This is a genomic window from Vibrio sp. QJM3NY_21 (assembly GCF_057785975.1).
In genome coordinates, this window is the sequence record NZ_CM173513.1 from 2061200 (window position 1) to 2081257 (window position 20058).

Below are 20058 nucleotides of genomic sequence, written 5' to 3' on the forward strand. Positions count from 1 at the left end.
TTAACCGTGAGTGATGACATTTTGTTGCACTAACGCATCTAGAATGTCTGACGGCATTGTGCTGCTTAGCGTCAACTGAGGTGCAAGATCTTCAACCACAATCACCTGTTCCGTGGTACCTAAACCATCAGACTTGATCGTAAGCTCAATATCATCCCCGTCCACTTTCGCGTCTATCTGTTGTAGCAATGCAGACATGTCTGGAGATGTATTCTTCAGCTCAGGTAATACTTCACGGAGATCGATTTGGTCCCCTTCAGACAGGCTGAAATCGGTAATGGTGTCTTCAACGCCATCTTCAATATTGAGCCATACAAACGAATCCATACCATTGCCACCGGTTAGGATATCGGAACCACCTCCACCAATGAGTGTATCGTTACCATCACCACCAATAAGGGTGTCATCCCCCGACCCACCTACAAGTCGGTCATTTCCAGTACCGCCAGTGAGGTTTGTATCAAAGTTACTCGCTAAAAGTTGCACATCGTCTGTTTCAGAAGACAGATCGAGATCTATTGGATTGGCAACAATATTGAGATTCAGATCGATGTTTTGAGATATCGCAATATCGTTGTTGTCCGCCTCTTCAGATACCGCCTCAACTTTCAAGGTGTAATTACCCGGGGTTAACGGCTTGCCTAATGATGACTGCTCGACGAGTCTGAGACTATCGATCGCATCAGCCGTCGCTATCCAAGTATCACCCACCAGCGAAACCGTACCCACATCACTGGTTACATCAACACCATCCGGGACATCACTTATCTTCAACGTCAACTCTTCAGTAATGTCCGTCAATGCAGCGACAATTCCAACTAAAGCGACTCCACTACTAGCGACCACTGATGAGCTGGTCGTAATGTTTCTCACATAGTTAAATGCCGGATCAATAGACAAGGTTGGCGCATTAGCCACTGGTGTCACCGCGATGTTATAAACTACAGGTGTTGTCTCTATCGCGATACCAGAAGGGTTTCCGCTGTCTTTGGCGACAACTTCTAAGCCAATGCTATTGGTTGGAGACAAGCTCGCATCTAAGTAGACACCATTCGGACTGGTTGGCGTATCAATCAGCGCATTCAAGTCACCCAAAGTACCAACTAAGATAACCGAACCAGTATTGTTACCGTTGACCATCACTGTCGTCACTGCCGGAAGTGATACGTTCAATGTACCGTAATCCACCGTCAGCGTGACGGTCATGAGATCATCGGAAAATGTATCAATATAATCAGGGTCACTGACGTTGATACCACTCAATAGCTGACCAGCATCCTCGTCAATAACCATAGTGACACTGTCACCGTTAACAACAGGCGTATCGTTCACTCCATCGACAATCGCGGTGATCTCTGCAGTATCCGTTAGGAAGTCATTAGCGCCGTTGGTTGTACCATCATCCTCGACGGTATAGGTGAACTTAACGTTACCGTTGTATTCATCAGCAGCCGTAAATATCCAGTACGGGCCAGTAATCATAGCGTCATCAGCGCCGCCGACGTTCTCAAAGCGCTGTAACTGGCCTTGGCCTTCGTCGAGCACCAGATTGGTCACGGTAATCGTGTCGTTTTCCGGATCGCTCGTCGCAGTAATTAAGTCGCCCTCTTTGATGATCAACTGGCCTTCTTCAAGGATGTTTCCTAAGTCAATGTCCGTAGCCACCGGCTGATCATTCACTTCCGTTACCACAACGCTGATTTCGCCAGTGTCTGTTAAGAAATCATTAGCGCCGTTGGTTGTACCATCGTCCTCAACGGTATAAGTGAACTTAACATCACCGCTGTATTCGTTGGCTGCGGTAAATACCCAGTACGGACCAGTAATCGTAGCGTCATCAGCTCCGCCCACGTTCTCAAAGCGCTGTAATTGACCCTGACCTTGATCGAGCACCAAGCTGTTCACAGTAATCGTGTCGTTTTCCGGATCAGTGGTTGCTGAAATCAGGTCTTCCTCTTTGATGATCAACTGACCTTCTTCAAGCATGGTGCCCAAATCAATATCCGATGCCACTGGCTGGTCATTGACTTCAGTAACTAAAAGGCTAATTTCAGCATTATCAGTTAAGAAATCATCCACATCGTTGGTGGTACCGTCATCAATGATGTCGTAATTGAACTTCACATCGCCATTGAAATCATTGGCTGCAATGAATATCCAGAATGGCCCCGTAATCGCTGCGTCATCAGCACCGCCAGCATTTTCATAGCGTGTAAGCTGACCTTGCCCTTGAGTAAGAGTCACACCGGTTACTGTGAGATTATGGTTTTCTAGATCAGAACTGGCTGCAATCAAGTCACTTTCAACAATCACGATTTGACCGTCTTCCGCAATCGAGCCTAAATCGACATCAGTCGCCACCGGAGCGTCATTCACTTCCGTCACCTTAATGGTGAACGTAGTTTGATTGGTTTGAGCGGTATTCGGATCACCCGCGTCAATCAAGCCGTTATTACCACCATCATCGAGCGTTGCATTGATTGTGACTAAACCACTCTGGTTGAGGTAGTTTTGGTCTGGGTCGGGTTTGAATGTCACAGCCCCATTGGTCAATGCGGTATTGATGTCAGCTTCTTTACCTGTAATCACAAGCGAGCCGTCAGGTTGCAATACAAACGTCACGTCAGATGAGCTCGTAAACTCAAACACACCTTGCGCTCCCGGCAGTGTTTGATCCACTTGTAACGTAAGAACATACGGTGCATCTGGGTTATCAAAGTTAGCGTCAACATCGTAGATACTGAAGTTGTCGATAGCGATGCTAATATCTTCCGGCGTTTCAATGTTGGTCACATTCACAAACGTCGGTTGATCGTTGATAGGATCAATCACTAAATCAACATCGAAGCTGGTTGGCGTACCTAAGTATTCGGTGTTGTCAGCGTCGGTATCCACCGAGCGAACCGTAATTTGCAATGGTCCGTTAATGCCAAGCACATTGCCCGTATCGCTGTTGTGTTCACCTGAGTTGAATACGATCTTATCTAACGACTGAGCAGGAACATCAAGTGTCCATAGTTGTGTCGCCGGATCGTAGCTGCCCAAGGTCGTGCCATCTGGATAGAAAATAGAAGCATCTTGAGGCACACCCGCCACTTCAACTCGAAGTGTTTCAGGAGCATTTTCAGTAAACGTTCCACTTCCTGTTGCAGACAGCTCTTTGTCCAAAATCGTCGCATTGATTTCGATATCAATGTTTTGGCCTTCATTGCCTGTCACAGAATCGGTTGGGTTGGTATCAACATCATCACCAACAGGTACCACATGCAGTTTGAAGCTTGGCAAGTTTGCCGCCGCAGTAGGCACACCCAGCAACGATTCTTGAGTAAAGACTTCCACACCAAACTCAGCGGTACCACTGAAGTTTTTAGGCGGCAAGATCGAAATCTCACTTAAATCGAATGACAACCCCGAAGCTTGAGGCAGTTGAACACTCCACTCTCCATTACCATTATTTTTCACGGTATATGTCGAGCCTGCATCTGCACGCATTTGGAAGCCATCAGGGACATCTGTAAACTTAATCGACACAAACTGTTCTGAACCATCAAGGTCAGTCAGTGCAATCGATACAGGCCCTGTACCCGACAGAGAGATGAGCTGGTCTTCGTTGCCAGTAATCTCGATAACATCCGGATCGCTACCCGGTCCAGTGACAGACACGTCATCGACCACAGGAACGACTTCAAAGCTGACACTTGTAGAGAAAGTATCGGAGTCTGTTGCCGTACCCGCAGGAGAAGCAGGATCATTATAGGTTGCGGTATCTGTGACTGTACCGCTGACATTAACCTGCACTTGGTTAATATCATTACTCGTTGGGTAATTTTCGATTGCCCTAAAGAGCACGTTATCGAGTGCACCCGCTGCTATTTCAGCCTGATTAAACGTAACAGATGTGCCTAGTGAAGTACCCGTGTTGTCATAGAATGCACCTATAGAAGGGTCGTCCAACGTTAAAGTAATGGACGTAAACGCTTCTTGGCCGCCTTCGACGCCGGAAACCTGATCCGAAATGGTCGAATTGAAGTCGAGCTGAATATAGGTGTCTTCGTAACCCACCGGATCTTGCCCAGCTTGACCGTCGGTATCAACAGGATTAAAGGCATCATCAAGAGAACCCACGACATTCACCTCAATCGTTGGATCCGTCTCAGCATCTGGTGCGACTTTGATGATAACTTCAGTCACTAAAGTCTTCTCATCGCCAGATTGTAAATCTTTGGTCACTATGGTCATTGGCAACCTAAAGTCACCAGAGTAGTTTGGTGGCAGATTCAATAACAAACCCGATGAATCGACGGTTACGCCCTGTTCGACAGTCGTCTCGTAAACATATTTTCCGTTCACAAAGTCAACATCACTTGTTCCCGACAGGCTAATTGGGAATGATGTTGTAGCATCAATGACCAGAGTACCATCAATGATCACCGTCACTTGGTCAGTAGAATCATCGCGACCCGTCAAGCTCAAAATGCCGTTGAGTGCCGCGCCGAGATCAAGCTGAGTATCCTCAACGGCGTCGATAACACTGTCTGGCACAATCGCAATATCTGCAGCAACTTTGTCAGGTGCCGTCAGCACCTCAGGATAAGAAAGCGTTACCTCTCCGGTGCGTTGCACTTGGGCGGACGTTTCATTGTTAGCGTCACCAGGATCTGATACTAAAGTGAAAATTGTCATCTTGACATCATTGAAATCAGTAGCGACATCATCCGCATCATTGGCAGGGGTGAAATCTAATCCATTGGGAGCACTAACGCTAAAGGCATCTTCATTGGTCACAACCCAACGGCCACCGCCTTCGTAAGAGGCACCCGTTACTAAAAGTTGCCCTAAGATATCATCAGATAACGCGCTTCCGTCGGTGTTAGTCAACTGAACAATCACTTCGTCGACTTGCTCTTCTACTGTGCTTAAATCCGTTTCTTGGTATCGGACGACGTATTCACCGTCCCAGATTTCATCTCCATTAGTATCCGTCGTTTGGTTATCACTGTTGGTTGTAAATTTAATTACGCCATTAGCGTCAGCCGTAATCGTAGTCAGATCTCCAGAGCCATCTTCGTTTGAAACAACAATCTTGTTGTCGGCATCTCCAGGCTCAACGACAGGCCGCACGACAACATTAATCGTACCGGTGATCGTCGCCGTTACAATGCCTTGCCCAGGGTTTGAAGCATCGACATATTCATGATCTCGCTCTTCAATCATTACCACAGTATCGAGTGTAAAATCAGCACTGGAATCTTGAGCTGGCGTTATTTGAATAAAGTTATTATTCAGCGCGATCTGAGTAAACTCTTCAGCAGTTTGACCGCTCTTCGGAGTAATGGTTAAAGTGCCTGCTGCGGCATCGTAAACCCAAGTTACATCGCCATTAACCACAACACTTTCAACATCTGTCGGAATGTCATTGATGACAATAGAAGTGAAATGCTCATCATCATCAATATAGTCAGTACCCTCTGGGTGCCAATCAATATTGATAGCAGTATCTTCATTCCCACGAGTCACTGTATTGTACGTCGCAGAGGTATCGATTATAGGTTCGACTAGTACTCGAATTTCTTGATCAAACGTAAGCGTGTGACCATCATTCTCGGTCACAATCACTTTACCTTGGATGTGGATATTCTCTGTCGATGAGTCGACAGGTCGAATTCGAATGCCTGAGGTTTTACCTGCCTCAGTAATGTTCGCTTCGTAGATAGGTTTCGATAGATCAGGACTACCGCCCGGTCCAGTTTCGTAACCGACAAAGTTAAGATCGATCACCGTACCGTCGCCGTCTTCGAGAATAACGCCATCAGGAATACCCGAGAGGATAACGGTTATGGATTCTGAACCATCGTCAGGCAATGGGGTTTGATCTACAGCTGCCGGATCAGGTCTTCTTTCTCCAGATAACACAGTGAAGTCAAGCAGAGCAAAGTTATCACCGTTTTGACTTTCTTGAATCGTGGTTTGAACGCCGGTTATGCCACCTTCATTAAACGTCGTCCAATCTGTACCATTGGTCCCACCATAAGGCGTGTCGGCAACACCTTTGACCTCGACGTTGACCGTCTTAGTACCCAGTATTTCTTCATCGACTTGCGCACCTGAAGAAAGGTTCGCGGTGTCTTTAACCACACCGGTGACATCGAAAGTAAAATCCACATTGCTGTGTTTAGTTGGAACAACTTCCACGTTAGCCAAATCGGAATACGCGATTTCTTGATAATCCACACCATTGATCGTGATAGTCGGAACGACTGTCGTGGTGCCTAAGAAGTAAAGTACCGCGCCTTCAGTAACATTACTGATGCGCACAAACAGTTCTTCAGAACTGTCAGAATCGACCGAACCTGTCATGGTGATGACTTCGTCTAACGTAAACGCGTCTTTATTGTCCAAAGGACCAATGTAATCAGGGTCATCGATGTTATCTTCGTTGATCTTGATACGACTAACACTGAATTTACCCGGGTCGGCGTCAGCAGTGACATCAATAATGATATTTTGCTCTACAGAACGAGCCGTCGTCTTATCGTTTGCTCCACCGTTGGCTGAATCATCGTATGGGTTAAGCGTCTCTTCCGTAATTGCCGTCGCTTTGAACTCAATCTGGCCTGAGAAGTTATCAATAGGGTTAACTACAGTGCTATTGATATCAGCAGATGCGATGATATAAACACCATTAACGGGCGTTAACACATTGCCATTTTGATCAAGTAGCTCAAACTTCCCGTCGCCTTGAACTGCTTCAAGTTCATAGGTAATCGTCTCAGTATTACTGTTATCTTGCGACTCTGCGTTCAGCTGCAACGTGACATTGTCTTCATCTTCGTTGACTTGATACTGATACGTGCTGTTGGAATCATCCCAAGTCGCAATATCCGCTACCGCTTCAATCTCGATTCTGAAGTTTGAGTTAATGGTGTGCTCCGTAGTGCCATTTTTCTCAATTTCAAGCTCATAACGAACTCGCCCACCAGTTTCATCCGAACTAGCGTGTTGGTCTGGAACAAAGAACAGGTTGTCTATCGTCGCGATAGTTTGTCTTGGTTCACTCGGGTTTGGAGCGAAGCTTTGTTCGAGTTCAGGAGAGCCAAATATAATGCTCCCATTTGACTCAGGCACTAATTCAATGTACTTAGCGCTAACACTATCAAAGTAATAGAAAGTACCTTGGTGACTGTCACCTCCGTTCGGGCTTTTAATCGTCAACTGCCCAATAGATTCAGCGTTATCTTGGTCATACAGATTAACTTGCAGCGCAACTTGCGCTGGTGCATCAGGCAAATCAATCTGGTTATCTTGAACATTCTCAAAAGTCGGCTCATCGCCTGTTGCGTAAGGTATGGTTGAGTCTCTACCCGCATCCTCGAAGGTAGTTACTTTCAGCGCGATTCTTGTAGAGTCCCTATCAGTAATAGAAATATCTAACGGAGTTTCAGAGGTGTCTAAGTCTCCATCCGTCGCAATCACGTTAATCGAGAAGTCGATAGTGTCTAGGCCGTCATGGTCGAGATAGCCGTTAGCTCTGAATTCAACTTCACCATTTGAGTTGATGCGCAGTCGACCAAGCTCACGAGTATCTGCACCACCATTCGTCTGCTCGTAGACTCGAATCTGTTGGCTGCCACTATTTAAATCGAAACCGCTACTGTATGGTCCGTTATTTCCTGTACGGAAAACAATATCTGCACCATTATTTGAGATACCCTCAATTCGACTCAGTACCGCACCATCAGCCCCCACATCCGTCGCATTAGCAAACATGTCGACTTTAGAGTTGTTGTAACCCTGCCCTTCAAGACGAGTAATCGATTGAGTGGTCACCAACGGAACATCATCAGTAACCGTGATTTTTAAATCGATCGCGTTTGATTGGTCTTGATCAAAATCTTCAGCCACGACCGAGAAATCGAGTTCGATGTTGTTTTCATCGGCACCATCAGGATGTTTCAGAGGTTTAAACAGTTCAAACTGATAACTGTTGTTTGAGGTATCGAAAACAATCTCGAACACTGTGTCATTGCTCGTCACCGTTTGAGCAACGTAGGTAAACGTGCTTCCTGAGATAGAAACAGGCAGCCACTCTAAATTTTCCCCATCGGAAGTTAAGCCAGCCAGAACCAAATCTTCATCAACCAGTTCATACTTCACAACGCCATCGGCACCTTCATCGACTGTGAACAGTCCATTGATAATGGTGTCTTCCGTTTGATCCGAACCAATTCCAGTAAGATCGTCTTCATCAACAACCGTTTCACCCGTTGGCGCACTCATTACTGGCGCATCGTCTAGCACCTCAATTGGCAATACATATTGGTTAGAATCATCGCCATCACCGTCAATGGCAACAACATCAAACGGTATTGTTAATGTATCGAGGTTACTCGGTGTCGTGGCGTGATTGAGAGGGCCCAACAAGGTAAAGGTGTAAGCACCATCATCAGTCAATACTAATGTAAAAATTGGCGTTCCACTTGGGTCGGTTGCACCTTGGTAGGTGGTCGTATTAGCAGCACCGGTAATTTCGGTGATCTTAATACCTTCACTGCCCGACGATAGCGTTGCTTCCAGCGTTGAGATATTACGCAGCTCGTAAACCTCAACTTGGTCTGCACCTTCTGTGGTAACAAACGAACCCGTTGCTTGTGCCAGAGTGCCTAAATCATCTTCATCAACCACAAACGTACTTGCGACAGTGGTGTCAGTAATGGTTGGCACATCATCGGTAATGGTCACAGTAAGAGGTTTCATCGCTGAGTCAGTGTTGTCTTTGTCGACTGCGATAACTGGCAAGGTGAAGATTTGATCGTTATTACCCTGTACTGGCAAGTGATCTAACTCTTCCAGTAAGGTGAATGTGTACTCTCCTAGAACCACGCTGCTAAACGTGATGGTGAAGATATCTGTTTGGACACCGCCGCTCTCAACGTAACCAATATAATTATCGCTGTTCAGAGGATCTTCTTTTAGTTGAACCACCAAACCATCCGATTTTAGATCGCCAGACGTGTTGAACTGAGTGGTATCAATGCGGAAGTAGCTAACATCATCACTTCCTGCTGTGAAAGCAATGGTTTCAGTTTGGCTCACAGGTAAACCCGGTAAAGAACCATCAATCAGATTTGCTTCAGCCAACGCGACAGTCGGTACGGTGTCGATAGTTGGTGGCGCGCCATCTGCAATAGTTAGCGTTACCGTCGAAGTAACAATATCACCATCTTTATCTTCCGAGGTCACCGTAATGGTCTTGACGATGTTACCACCCGAATGATCGAGATTACGGTTAGGTTCGAAACGTACATCACCTTCAAGATTGATAAACAGAGAACCTTCAGTGAACACAAATTCTTGCTCACCCGTATCAGTTTGTACCAGAGACTCTTCAGGTTGGCTGCCATAGGTAAACTTAGTGATTGTGGCACCATCTGCACTTTGCGCAGGCATCACATCAAAGACTGTTGTAGTCGGTGTTCCCGTGGTTGGCTCAGTAATGTTGAGCACACCTGACTGCATCAGCTGAACATCATCGGTGATGGTGACTGTAAGCGGTTTAGACGCTGAAATATCACCATCGGTATCTTCTACATAAACAGAAAGATCAAAACTCAGATCGTTATTTCCTAAGCCATCAACATGGTCTAAACGTTCAAGCAGAGTAAACGTATATTGACTCGGATTCGTGTCATCAAAGTCTAGAGTAAAGATAACTTTCTCAACACCCGAACCATCCGTCGTGAATGCGATGTAGTCACCAGAGTTTGCAGGGTCTTCACGCAAACTCAGTGACAAACCATCCGACTTCAACGCGCCGTTGGTATTGAACAACCCTACTTCCACCACTATTTCAGCAATATCATCACTGCTTGCAAGTGAAGTAATGGTTTGAGTCATACTCACAGGGTTTACACTAGGCGTCGAACCATCCGCAAGTAAGCTTTCTGACAATGCCACACCCGGCACAACGTCGATTGTTGGTCCATCACCATCAACAATGGTGAGCGTAACCGTCGACGAAAAGATATCGTTATCAAAGTCTGAAGACGTGAACACGATTGACTTAACAATGTTACCCGCAGAGTGATCAAGGTTTCGATTTGGCTCAAACCTTACGTCACCATCTAATGTTACAAACAGTGAACCTTCAGTGAAAACAAACTCTTGTTCGCCACTGATGTTCTGATTCAGAGTAATTGGAGAACCACCGTCATACGTGAACTGCGTAATGTTCGCGCCGTCTGCACTTGGTATTGGCATCACATCAACGGTAGTTGTTGTTGGAGTACCAGAATTTGGCTCGGTAATGGTTAAGAAGCCATCTTGCATTTGCTGGATGTCATCTTCTAGCGTAACCACCACATCGCGCTTCGTTGATTCAGAATCATCTGTATCAACAGCATAGATAGGCAAACGGAACGTAAGATCGTTGTAAAGCACACCATCAAGGTGATCAAGCGCCTCAATCAAGGTAAATGTAAACTGAGCTTTGTTTGCACTATCAAAGCTAATGGTAAATACATCGGTAACGTTACCCATACCATCATCGGTATAACCAATGTAGTCACCAGCAGAAGCAGGATCTTCTTTTAGTTGAACAACAAGACCACTTGATTTCAACAGATCGCCAGGATTGAATTCGTTGGTCGCAATTCTAAAGTGACTAAAATCATCACTTCCTTCGGTGTAAGTGATTGTGTGAGTCGAACTTACCGGAGAACCAGTTGGCGTAGAGCCATCCGCTAGGTTGACTTCCGATAAGTTAACATCTGGAACCACGTCAATAACCGGATCGATACCGTCTTTGATCGTTAAGGTGACATCCGCGGTATCGGTATCGTTATCAAAATCACTGGTGGTGACGACAATCGTTCTTACGATGTCACCGGATGAATGGTCGAGATCTCGGTTCGGCTCAAAACGAACCTCCCCTTCAATGGTGATGTACAGTAAGCCATCGGTTACGGTAAAGACTTGTTCTGTAGAGATGCTTGGGTCTAACGTTACAGCTGTGCCACCATCGTAAGTAAACTGTGTCACTTTCGCGCCATCAGCACTCTGCGTTGGCATAACATCAATGATTGCCGTCGTAGGTGGCGTACCCGCAGCCAAATCAGCTAATGAAGGCTCAGTGATACTCAAGGTACCATCTTGAACACCTTGTACGTCATCGGTGATCGCAACCGTCATTGGCGACATTGCAGAATCATCACCATCCGCATCAACCGCTAACACAGGGACATCGAAGCTTAGTATATTGTTTTGTAATCCATCGACATGATCTAACGCTTCAAGCAGTGTGAACGTGTATTGCCCTAAATTGCTCGTCGAGAAGCTGATCGTGAAGACGTTGGTTTCTACGTTAGAACCGTCTTTAACGAAGCCAATGTAATTACCAGAATTAGCTGGCTGCTCTTTTATCTCGACATCTAGACCGTTCGATTTCAAAGCCCCTAAAGTATTAAACTGCGTAGGGTCAATTCTGAAATGGCTTACGTCGTCACTACCCGCTGTGTAAGTAATGGTTTGTGTCATTGTCACTGGATTACCGGTTGGCGCAGAGCCATCAGCCAGATCCACTTCAGATAACGTAATTCCGGGAACAAGGTCAATAGTAGGAAGGTCACCATCAACAATCTTCAGCGTCACGGTCGATGTAACAATATCGCCATCGAGGTCAACAGACGTCACCTCAATCGACTTGGTAATATCACCACCTGCATGGTTTTGATTGCGCACCGGTTCGAAACGTATCTCACCTTCCGTCGTAATGAATACCGAACCTTCCGTGAAGACGAACTCTTGTTCACCATTCACATTCAAATCAAGACTTTCTGCAGTGTTACCGTCAAAAACAAATGAAGTGACTTTGGCTCCATCAGCACTTTGGTTTGGCATCACATCAAAGGTATTCGATGTTTCTACACTTGTTGCAGGCTCACGACTGGTGATTGTGCCGCCTTGCATCAACTGCACATCGTCGCCAATGGTCACGCCAAGCTGAGAAACTAACGAATCATCGCCATCACTATCAACCGCATACACAGGTAGATTAAAGCTTAAATCGTTGTTGCCGCGCGCATCTTGATGATCGAGAGCTTCGATTAAAGTAAATGTGTATTCGCCTAAGGTTCCGGAGTTGAAGTCCAGTGTAAATACTGTCGTCTCTACATTAGACGAACTGGTAGTAAAACCGATGTACTGACCAGAGCCTTGAGGATCTTCACGCAGTTCGACCGCTAAGCCATTCGATTTAAGTGCATCGTTGGTATTGAACTCGGTTGGTTCTAGGCGGAAACGAACCACATCGTCACTTTGGTTGGTGAAAGTAATCGTCTGTGTTGAGCTGACCGCGCCGGCGCTTGGAACCGAACCATCCGCTAAGTTTGTTTCTGAGAGAGTAACGCTTGGCACAGCACCAATGGTTGGAATGTCACCATCGGTAATGGTCAGCGTAACGGTTGAGGTCACCGGATCGTTATCAAAATCACTTGAAGTTACCACTATCGACTTCACGATATCTTCGTTGGTCGTGTGGTCAAGGTCACGAGTAGGTTCAAAGCGCACTTGGCCTTGAATAGTGATGAATAACTCACCTTCGGTAAAACTAAACTGCTGCTCGCCTACGATGCTTTGATCGAGTGTTTTGACAATACCGCCAAATGAGAATTCAGTGATTGTCGCACCATCGGCACTCTGATTTGGCATCACATCAATGGTGTTGGTTGTGATTGTTCCGTCTGCAAGATTTGGCTCAGTGATATCTAACGTATCGTCTTGCATTATTTGGACATCATCGCCAATGGTCACATTGAGTTGAGACACCAGTGAATCATCGCCATCACTGTCGACAGCGTAAACAGGCAGGCCAAAGCTTAAGCTGTTATTCGCAAGGCCATCTACATGGTCTAACGCTTCCAGTAAGGTAAAGGTGTACTCACCTAGCGTGGTTGCCGAGAAACTAATGGTAAACACTGGAACTTCAGCGCTCGAACCATTGGTAATAAAACCGATGTAAGTACCCGGATTAGCAGAGTCTTCTTTTATCTCGACCGCAAAACCGTTCGATTTTAGTGCACCACCGACATTGAACTCTGTTGGTTCAATACGGAAGTTAGTCACATCATCACTCTGATTAGTAAAGCTAATCGTCTCGGTTTGACTTACCGCGCTACCGCTCGGGCTAGAGCCATCGCTAAGGTTAGTTTCAGATAGAGTAACACTCGGCACTGCATCGATGGTTGGGATATCACCATCGGTAATCGTCAGCGTAACCGTTGCTGTCACTGGATCGTTATCGAAGTCACTTGAAGTCACCATAATCGACTTCACGATGTCTTCGCTGAGCGTGTGGTCTAAATTACGATTTGGTTCAAAGCGAACTTCACCTTGCAATGTGATGAACAGTGAACCTTCAGCAAAGACAAACTTTTGTTCACCCGTATCGTTTTGATCGAGCGTTATTACCGCCCCGCCATCGTAAGTAAACTGAGTGATTGTCGCGCCATCGGCACTTTGACTAGGCATCACATCAACAGTAGCTGTCGTCGGAGTACCTGCAGCCAAATCAGCAACCGTTGGCTCAATAATATTAAGCGCTTGGTTTTGCATGACCTGTACATCATTACCAATGGTCACATTCAGTTGAGACACCAGTGAATCATCACCATCGCTATCAACCGCATAAACAGGAAGATCAAAAGTCAGATCATTCTTCACTAAGCCATCTACATGATCCAACGCTTCAAGTAAGGTGAAGGTGTATTGACCTAAATTGGTATCCGAGAAGCTAATCGTAAATACGTTGGTTTCAACGTTTGAGCCATCTGTAACATAACCGATGTAGCCACCCGGAGTGGTTGGGTCGGCTTTTAGCTCAACCGCTAATCCGTTTGATGTGAGAGCACCACCAATATTGAACTCTGTTGGTTCAATACGGAAACTTGTCACATCATCACTTTGATTGGTAAAGGTAATGGTTTGAGTTGAACTAACCGCACTGCCACTTGGAGCAGAGCCATCACTCAGATTCGTTTCTGATAGCGTAACGCTTGGCACTGTGTCAATGGTTGGGATATCGCCATCGGTAATGGTTAGCGTTACCGTTGAAGACACAAGATCGTTATCAGAATCACTTGAGGTTACGACTATCGACTTCACGATATCGCCACTAGTATGGTCTAAGTTACGATTTGGTTCGAAACGAATATCGCCTTGCAGAGTGATATACAAAGACCCGTCAGCAACCACAAACTTTTGCTCACCCGCATCGTTTTGATCAAGCGTTAATACCGCACCGCCATCATAAGTGAACTGAGTAATAGTCGTGCCATCAGCACCTTCTTCATCAAGTACATTAACGGTAGTTGTCGTCGGAGTACCTGCTGCCAAATCTGCAACCGTTGGCTCTTCAATTGTGAGAGAGTCATTAACCATCACTTGAAAATCATCAGTGACAGTTACAGCCAGTGGCGACATTAGCGAATCATCACCGTCGCTATCGACAGCGTAGACTGGCAAGTTGAATGTTAGATCGTTATTGCCTTGAACAGGCGTGTGGTCAATCGCTTCCAGAAGCGTGAAGGTGTACTCACCCAAAGTGGTACTGCTGAAATCGAGTGTAAACACAGTGGTTTCGACATTCGAAATATCAGTCGTGAAACCAATGTAATTGCCTGAACCTGTTGGCTCTTCTCGAATCTCAATGATTAAGCCATCGGACTTGAGCGCGTTGTTGGTATTAAATTCACTTGGTTCTAAACGGAATTTCTCAACATCATCACTTTGATTAGTGAAAGTGATGGTTTCCGTTTGACTGACTGCGCTACCACTTGGCGATGAGCCGTCAGTTAAGTCAGCTTCTTCAAGTACAATGCTCGGTACCGAATCGATAGTCGGATTGTCACCATCAGTAATGGTCAGCGTAATGGTTGAAGTCACCGGATCGTTATCAAAGTCACTTGAAGTCACCACAATCGACTTCACGATGTCTTCGCTAACGGAATGGTCTAGATCGCGATTAGGTTCAAAGCGCACTTCCCCTTCAAGGGTGATAAACAACTCGCCTTCTGTGAAGCTGAATTGCTGCTCGCCTGAAATACTTTGATCCAGTGTGTTTACGACACCGTCATAAGTGAACTGAGTGATCGTCGCGCCATCCGCACTTTGGTTTGGCATCACATCAATAGTGTTGGTTGTGATTGTTCCATCAGCCAGATTTGGCTCGATAATATCTAACGTACCATCTTGCATGATTTGAACATCATCACCAATGGTCACATTAAGCTGAGACACCAATGAATCGTCGCCGTCGGTATCCACAGCATAAACAGGCAGATCGAAGCTCAGATCGTTGTTATCTAGACCATCCACATGGTCTAACGCTTCAAGTAAGGTAAAGGTGTATTCGCCCAACGTACTCGTAGAGAAGGCAATCGTGAATACAGGAACTTCAGTGTTCGAACCATTGGTAATAAAGCCGATGTAAGTGCCCGGATTAGCAGAGTCTTCTTTCATCTCGACCGCAAAGCCATTCGATTTCAGTGCACCTCCTACATTAAACTCGGTTGGCTCAATACGGAAACTCGCCACATCATCACTTTGATTGGTAAAGGTGATGGTCTCAGTTTGACTGACTGCGCTGCCGCTTGGCGCTGAGCCGTCACTAAGGTTGGTTTCAGACAGAGTAACGCTAGGCACTGCATCAATGGTTGGGATATCACCATCGGTAATGGTCAGCGTCACTGTGGAGGTCAGTACGTCATTGTCTGAATCGCTTGAGGTCACCACTATCGATTTGACAATGTCTTCGTTAACCGTGTGGTCTAGATTACGGTTTGGCTCAAAGCGCACGTCACCTTGAAGAGTGATGAACAACTCACCTTCTGTGAAGCTAAATTGCTGCTCACCATTGTCAGTTTGATCCAGAGTGCGAACTTGCCCGTCATAAGTAAACTGAGTGATCGTCGCGCCATCGGCACTTTGCTCTGGCATCACATCGATGGTGTTAGTTGAAACAGTGCCAGCAGCCAAATTCGGTTCAGTGATATCTAAGGCACCATCCTGCATGATTTGAACATCATCACCGATGGTTACATTGAGTTGAGACACCAGTGAATCATCGCCATCGCTATCAACTGCGTAGACTGGAAGATCAAAGGTCAGATCATTCTTGGCCAAGCCATCAACATGGTCTAACGCTTCAAGTAAGGTGAAGGTGTATTGGCTTAAATTGGTATTTGAAAAACTAATCGTGAACACGTTGGTTTCAACGTTCGAACCATCCGTAACATAACCGATGTAACCGCCCGGGGTGGTTGGGTCGGCTTTTAACTCGACTGCCAATCCGTTTGATGTGAGAGCGCCACCAACATTAAATTCGGTTGGTTCAATACGGAAACTTGTTACATCATCACTTTGATTGGTAAAGGTAATTGTTTGAGTTGAGCTAACCGCACTGGCACTTGGCGCAGAGCCGTCACTCAGATTGGTTTCCGACAAAGTCACAGTTGGGACATTATCAATGGTTGGGATATCACCATCGGTAATGGTCAGCGTGACGGTTGAGGTCAGCACATCGTTATCCGAATCGCTAGACGTCACCACAATCGATTTCACGATGTCTTCGTTCAGCTTGTGGTCTAGATTACGATTTGGCTCAAAGCGTACTTCACCTTCAAGAGTGATGAACAGTTCACCTTCTGTGAAGCTAAACTGCTGCTCGCCATTATCATTTTGGTCAAGCGTTCGAAGTTGACCATCATAAGTAAACTGAGTGATCGTCGCGCCATCGGCACTTTGATTTTGCATCACATCAATGGTGTTAGTTGTCACTGTGCCAGCGGCCAAATCTGCGACGGTTGGCTCGTCGATATCTAACGCACCGTCTTGCATGATTTGAACATCATCGCCGATAGTGACATTTAACGGAGACATCAGTGAATCATCGCCGTCACTGTCTACCGCATAAACGGGTAAATCAAAACTGAGGTCATTGTTGCCACGGGCATCTTGATGATCCAAAGCCTCAAGCAAAGTGAAGGTATATTCACCTAATGTTGTGCTAGAGAAAGTCAGCGTAAATACTGTGGTTTCTACATTCGTCGCACTGGTCGTAAAACCAATATAATTACCCGAACCTTGTGGATCTTCCCGTAACTCAACGGCTAAACCGTTCGATTTAAGATCATCGTTAGTATTAAATTCCGTTGGTTCAATACGGAATTTCTCAACATCATCACTTTGATTGGTGAACGTGATGGTTTGAGTCGAGCTTACCGCGCTGCCACTTGGAGCAGAGCCATCACTCAGATTAGTTTCAGAAAGGGTAACGCTTGGAATAACGTCAATCGTAGGGTTGTCACCATCGGTGATTGTCAGCGTTACGGTTGAAGTCAGAGAGTCGTTATCGAAGTCATTTGAAGTGACCACAATCGACTTCACGATGTCTTCATTAACTGAGTGGTCTAGGTCGCGGTTCGGCTCAAAGCGCACTTCACCTTCAAGAGTGATAAACAATTCGCCTTCTGTGAAGCTGAATTGCTGTTCGCCATTGTCATTTTGGTCAAGCGTTCGTAGCTGACCATCATAAGTAAACTGAGTGAGCGTCGCACCATCGGCACTTTGATTTGGCATCACATCAATGGTATTGGTTGTGACTGTGCCGTCGGCAAGATTTGGCTCGATGATATCTAACGTACCATCTTGCATGATTTGAACATCATCACCGATGGTCACATTCAGTTGAGCCACCAATGAATCATCGCCATCCGTATCAACCGCATAAACAGGAAGATCAAAGCTCAGGTCGTTGTTGTCTAAACCGTCCACATGGTCTAACGCTTCAAGTAAGGTAAAGGTGTATTCGCCTAATGTTGTTGCCGAGAAACTAATGGTGAACACTGGGATTTCAGTGTTCGAACCATCGGTAATAAAACCGATGTAAGTGCCCGGATTAGCAGAGTCTTCTTTTATCTCGACCGAAAAGCCATTCGATTTCAGTACTCCACCCACATTGAACTCGGTTGGCTCAATACGGAAACTCGCCACATCATCACTTTGATTAGTGAAAGTAATCGTCTCAGTTTGGCTTACTGCACTGCCGCTAGGCGCAGAGCCGTCACTTAAGTTAGTTTCCGAAAGCGTAACGCTTGGCACTGCATCAATGGTTGGGATATCACCATCGGTAATGGTCAGCGTCACTGTGGAGGTCAGTACGTCATTGTCTGAATCGCTTGAGGTCACCACTATCGATTTGACGATGTCTTCGCTAAGCGTGTGGTCTAGATTACGGTTTGGCTCAAAGCGCACTTCACCTTGAAGAGTGATGAACAACTCACCTTCTGTGAAGCTAAATTGCTGCTCACCATTGTCAGTTTGATCCAGAGTGCGAACTTGCCCGTCATAAGTAAACTGAGTGATCGTCGCGCCATCGGCACTTTGCTCTGGCATCACATCAATGGTATTGGTGCTCACCGTGCCATCTGCAAGGTTGGGCTCAGTGATATCTAAGGCACCGCCCTGCACAATTTGAACATCATCACCAATGGTTACATTTAATTGAGACACGAGTGAATCATCACCATCGCTATCGACAGCGTAAACAGGAAGATCAAAGCTCAAGTTATTATTCAACAAGCCATCAGCATGGTCTAACGCTTCAAGCAAGGTGAATGTGTATTGGCCCAAGTTAGTATCTGAGAAGCTAATCATAAACACGTTGGTTTCAACGTTCGAGCCATCAGTCACAAAACCGATGTAACCGCCCGGTGTGGTTGGGTCAGCTTTCAGTTCAACGGCCAATCCACTTGATGTCAAAGCACCACCAACATTGAACTCAGTCGGTTCAATACGGAAACTGGTCACATCATCACTTTGAGTGGTGTAAGTAATAGTTTGAGTGGAGCTCACTGCGCTACCACTTGGCGCAGAGCCATCATTCAGATTAGTTTCGGAAAGAGTAACGCTTGGCACCGAATCAATGGTTGGGATATCACCATCAGTAATGGTCAACGTGACGGTTGAAGTCAGCACATCGTTATCGGAATCGCTAGACGTCACCACGATTGATTTAACGATGTCTTCGTTCAGCGCGTGGTCTAGATTACGATTGGGCTCAAAACGGACTTCACCTTGAAGCGTGATGAACAACTCTCCTTCCGTGAAGCTAAACTGCTGCTCACCATTATCATTTTGGTCAAGCGTTCGAAGCTGACCATCATAAGTGAATTGAGTGAGCGTCGCGCCATCGGCACTTTGAGCTGGCATCACATCGAAAATGCTAGTTGTTACCGTACCATCAGCAAGATTTGGTTCAACGATATCTAACGTACCGTTTTGCATGATTTGAACATCATCGCCGATGGTGACGTTTAACGGAGACATCAATGAATCATCACCATCACTGTCTACCGCATAAACAGGTAAATCAAAGCTAAGCTCGTTGTTGCCACGGGCATCTTGGTGGTCTAACGCTTCGATGAGCGTGAACGTGTATTCGCCTAATGCCCCAGAATTAAAGCTTAATGTGAATACTGTAGTTTCTATGTTTGTGGCACTGGTCGTAAAACCAATATAGTCACCCGACCCTACCGGCTCTTCACGCAACTCAACGGCTAGACCGTTCGATTTAAGATCATCGTTAGTATTGAACTCTGCTGGCTCAATACGGAAACGAACCACATCATCACTTTGATTGGTAAAAGTAATGGTTTGAGTCGAGCTTACCGCGCTGCCACTTGGAGCAGATCCATCACTCAGATTCGTTTCAGAAAGCGTAACGCTAGGAATAACGTCAATCGTAGGGTTATCACCATCAGTGATTGTCAGCGTTACAGTTGAAGTGAGAGAGTCGTTATCGAAGTCATTTGAAGTGACCACAATCGACTTCACGATGTCTTCACTAACTGAGTGGTCTAGGTCGCGGTTCGGCTCAAAGCGCACTTCACCTTCAAGAGTGATAAACAGTTCACCTTCCGTGAAGGTGAATTGCTGCTCGCCAGTGTCATTTTGGTCAAGCGTTCGTAGCTGACCATCATAAGTAAACTGAGTGATTGTCGCGCC

General features: G+C 45.9%; 1 protein-coding gene (running past one end of the window). It reads right to left on the reverse strand.

Features of this window, described 5'->3' with window-relative positions:
- Positions 1–20058 carry the 3' portion of a retention module-containing protein gene (locus AC3CID_RS09240; RefSeq protein WP_488526438.1) on the reverse strand. Its footprint extends 7704 nt past the window's final position, so 20058 of the gene's 27762 nt are visible here — the last part of the coding sequence; its start codon lies off the right edge, out of view; the stop codon is at positions 1–3.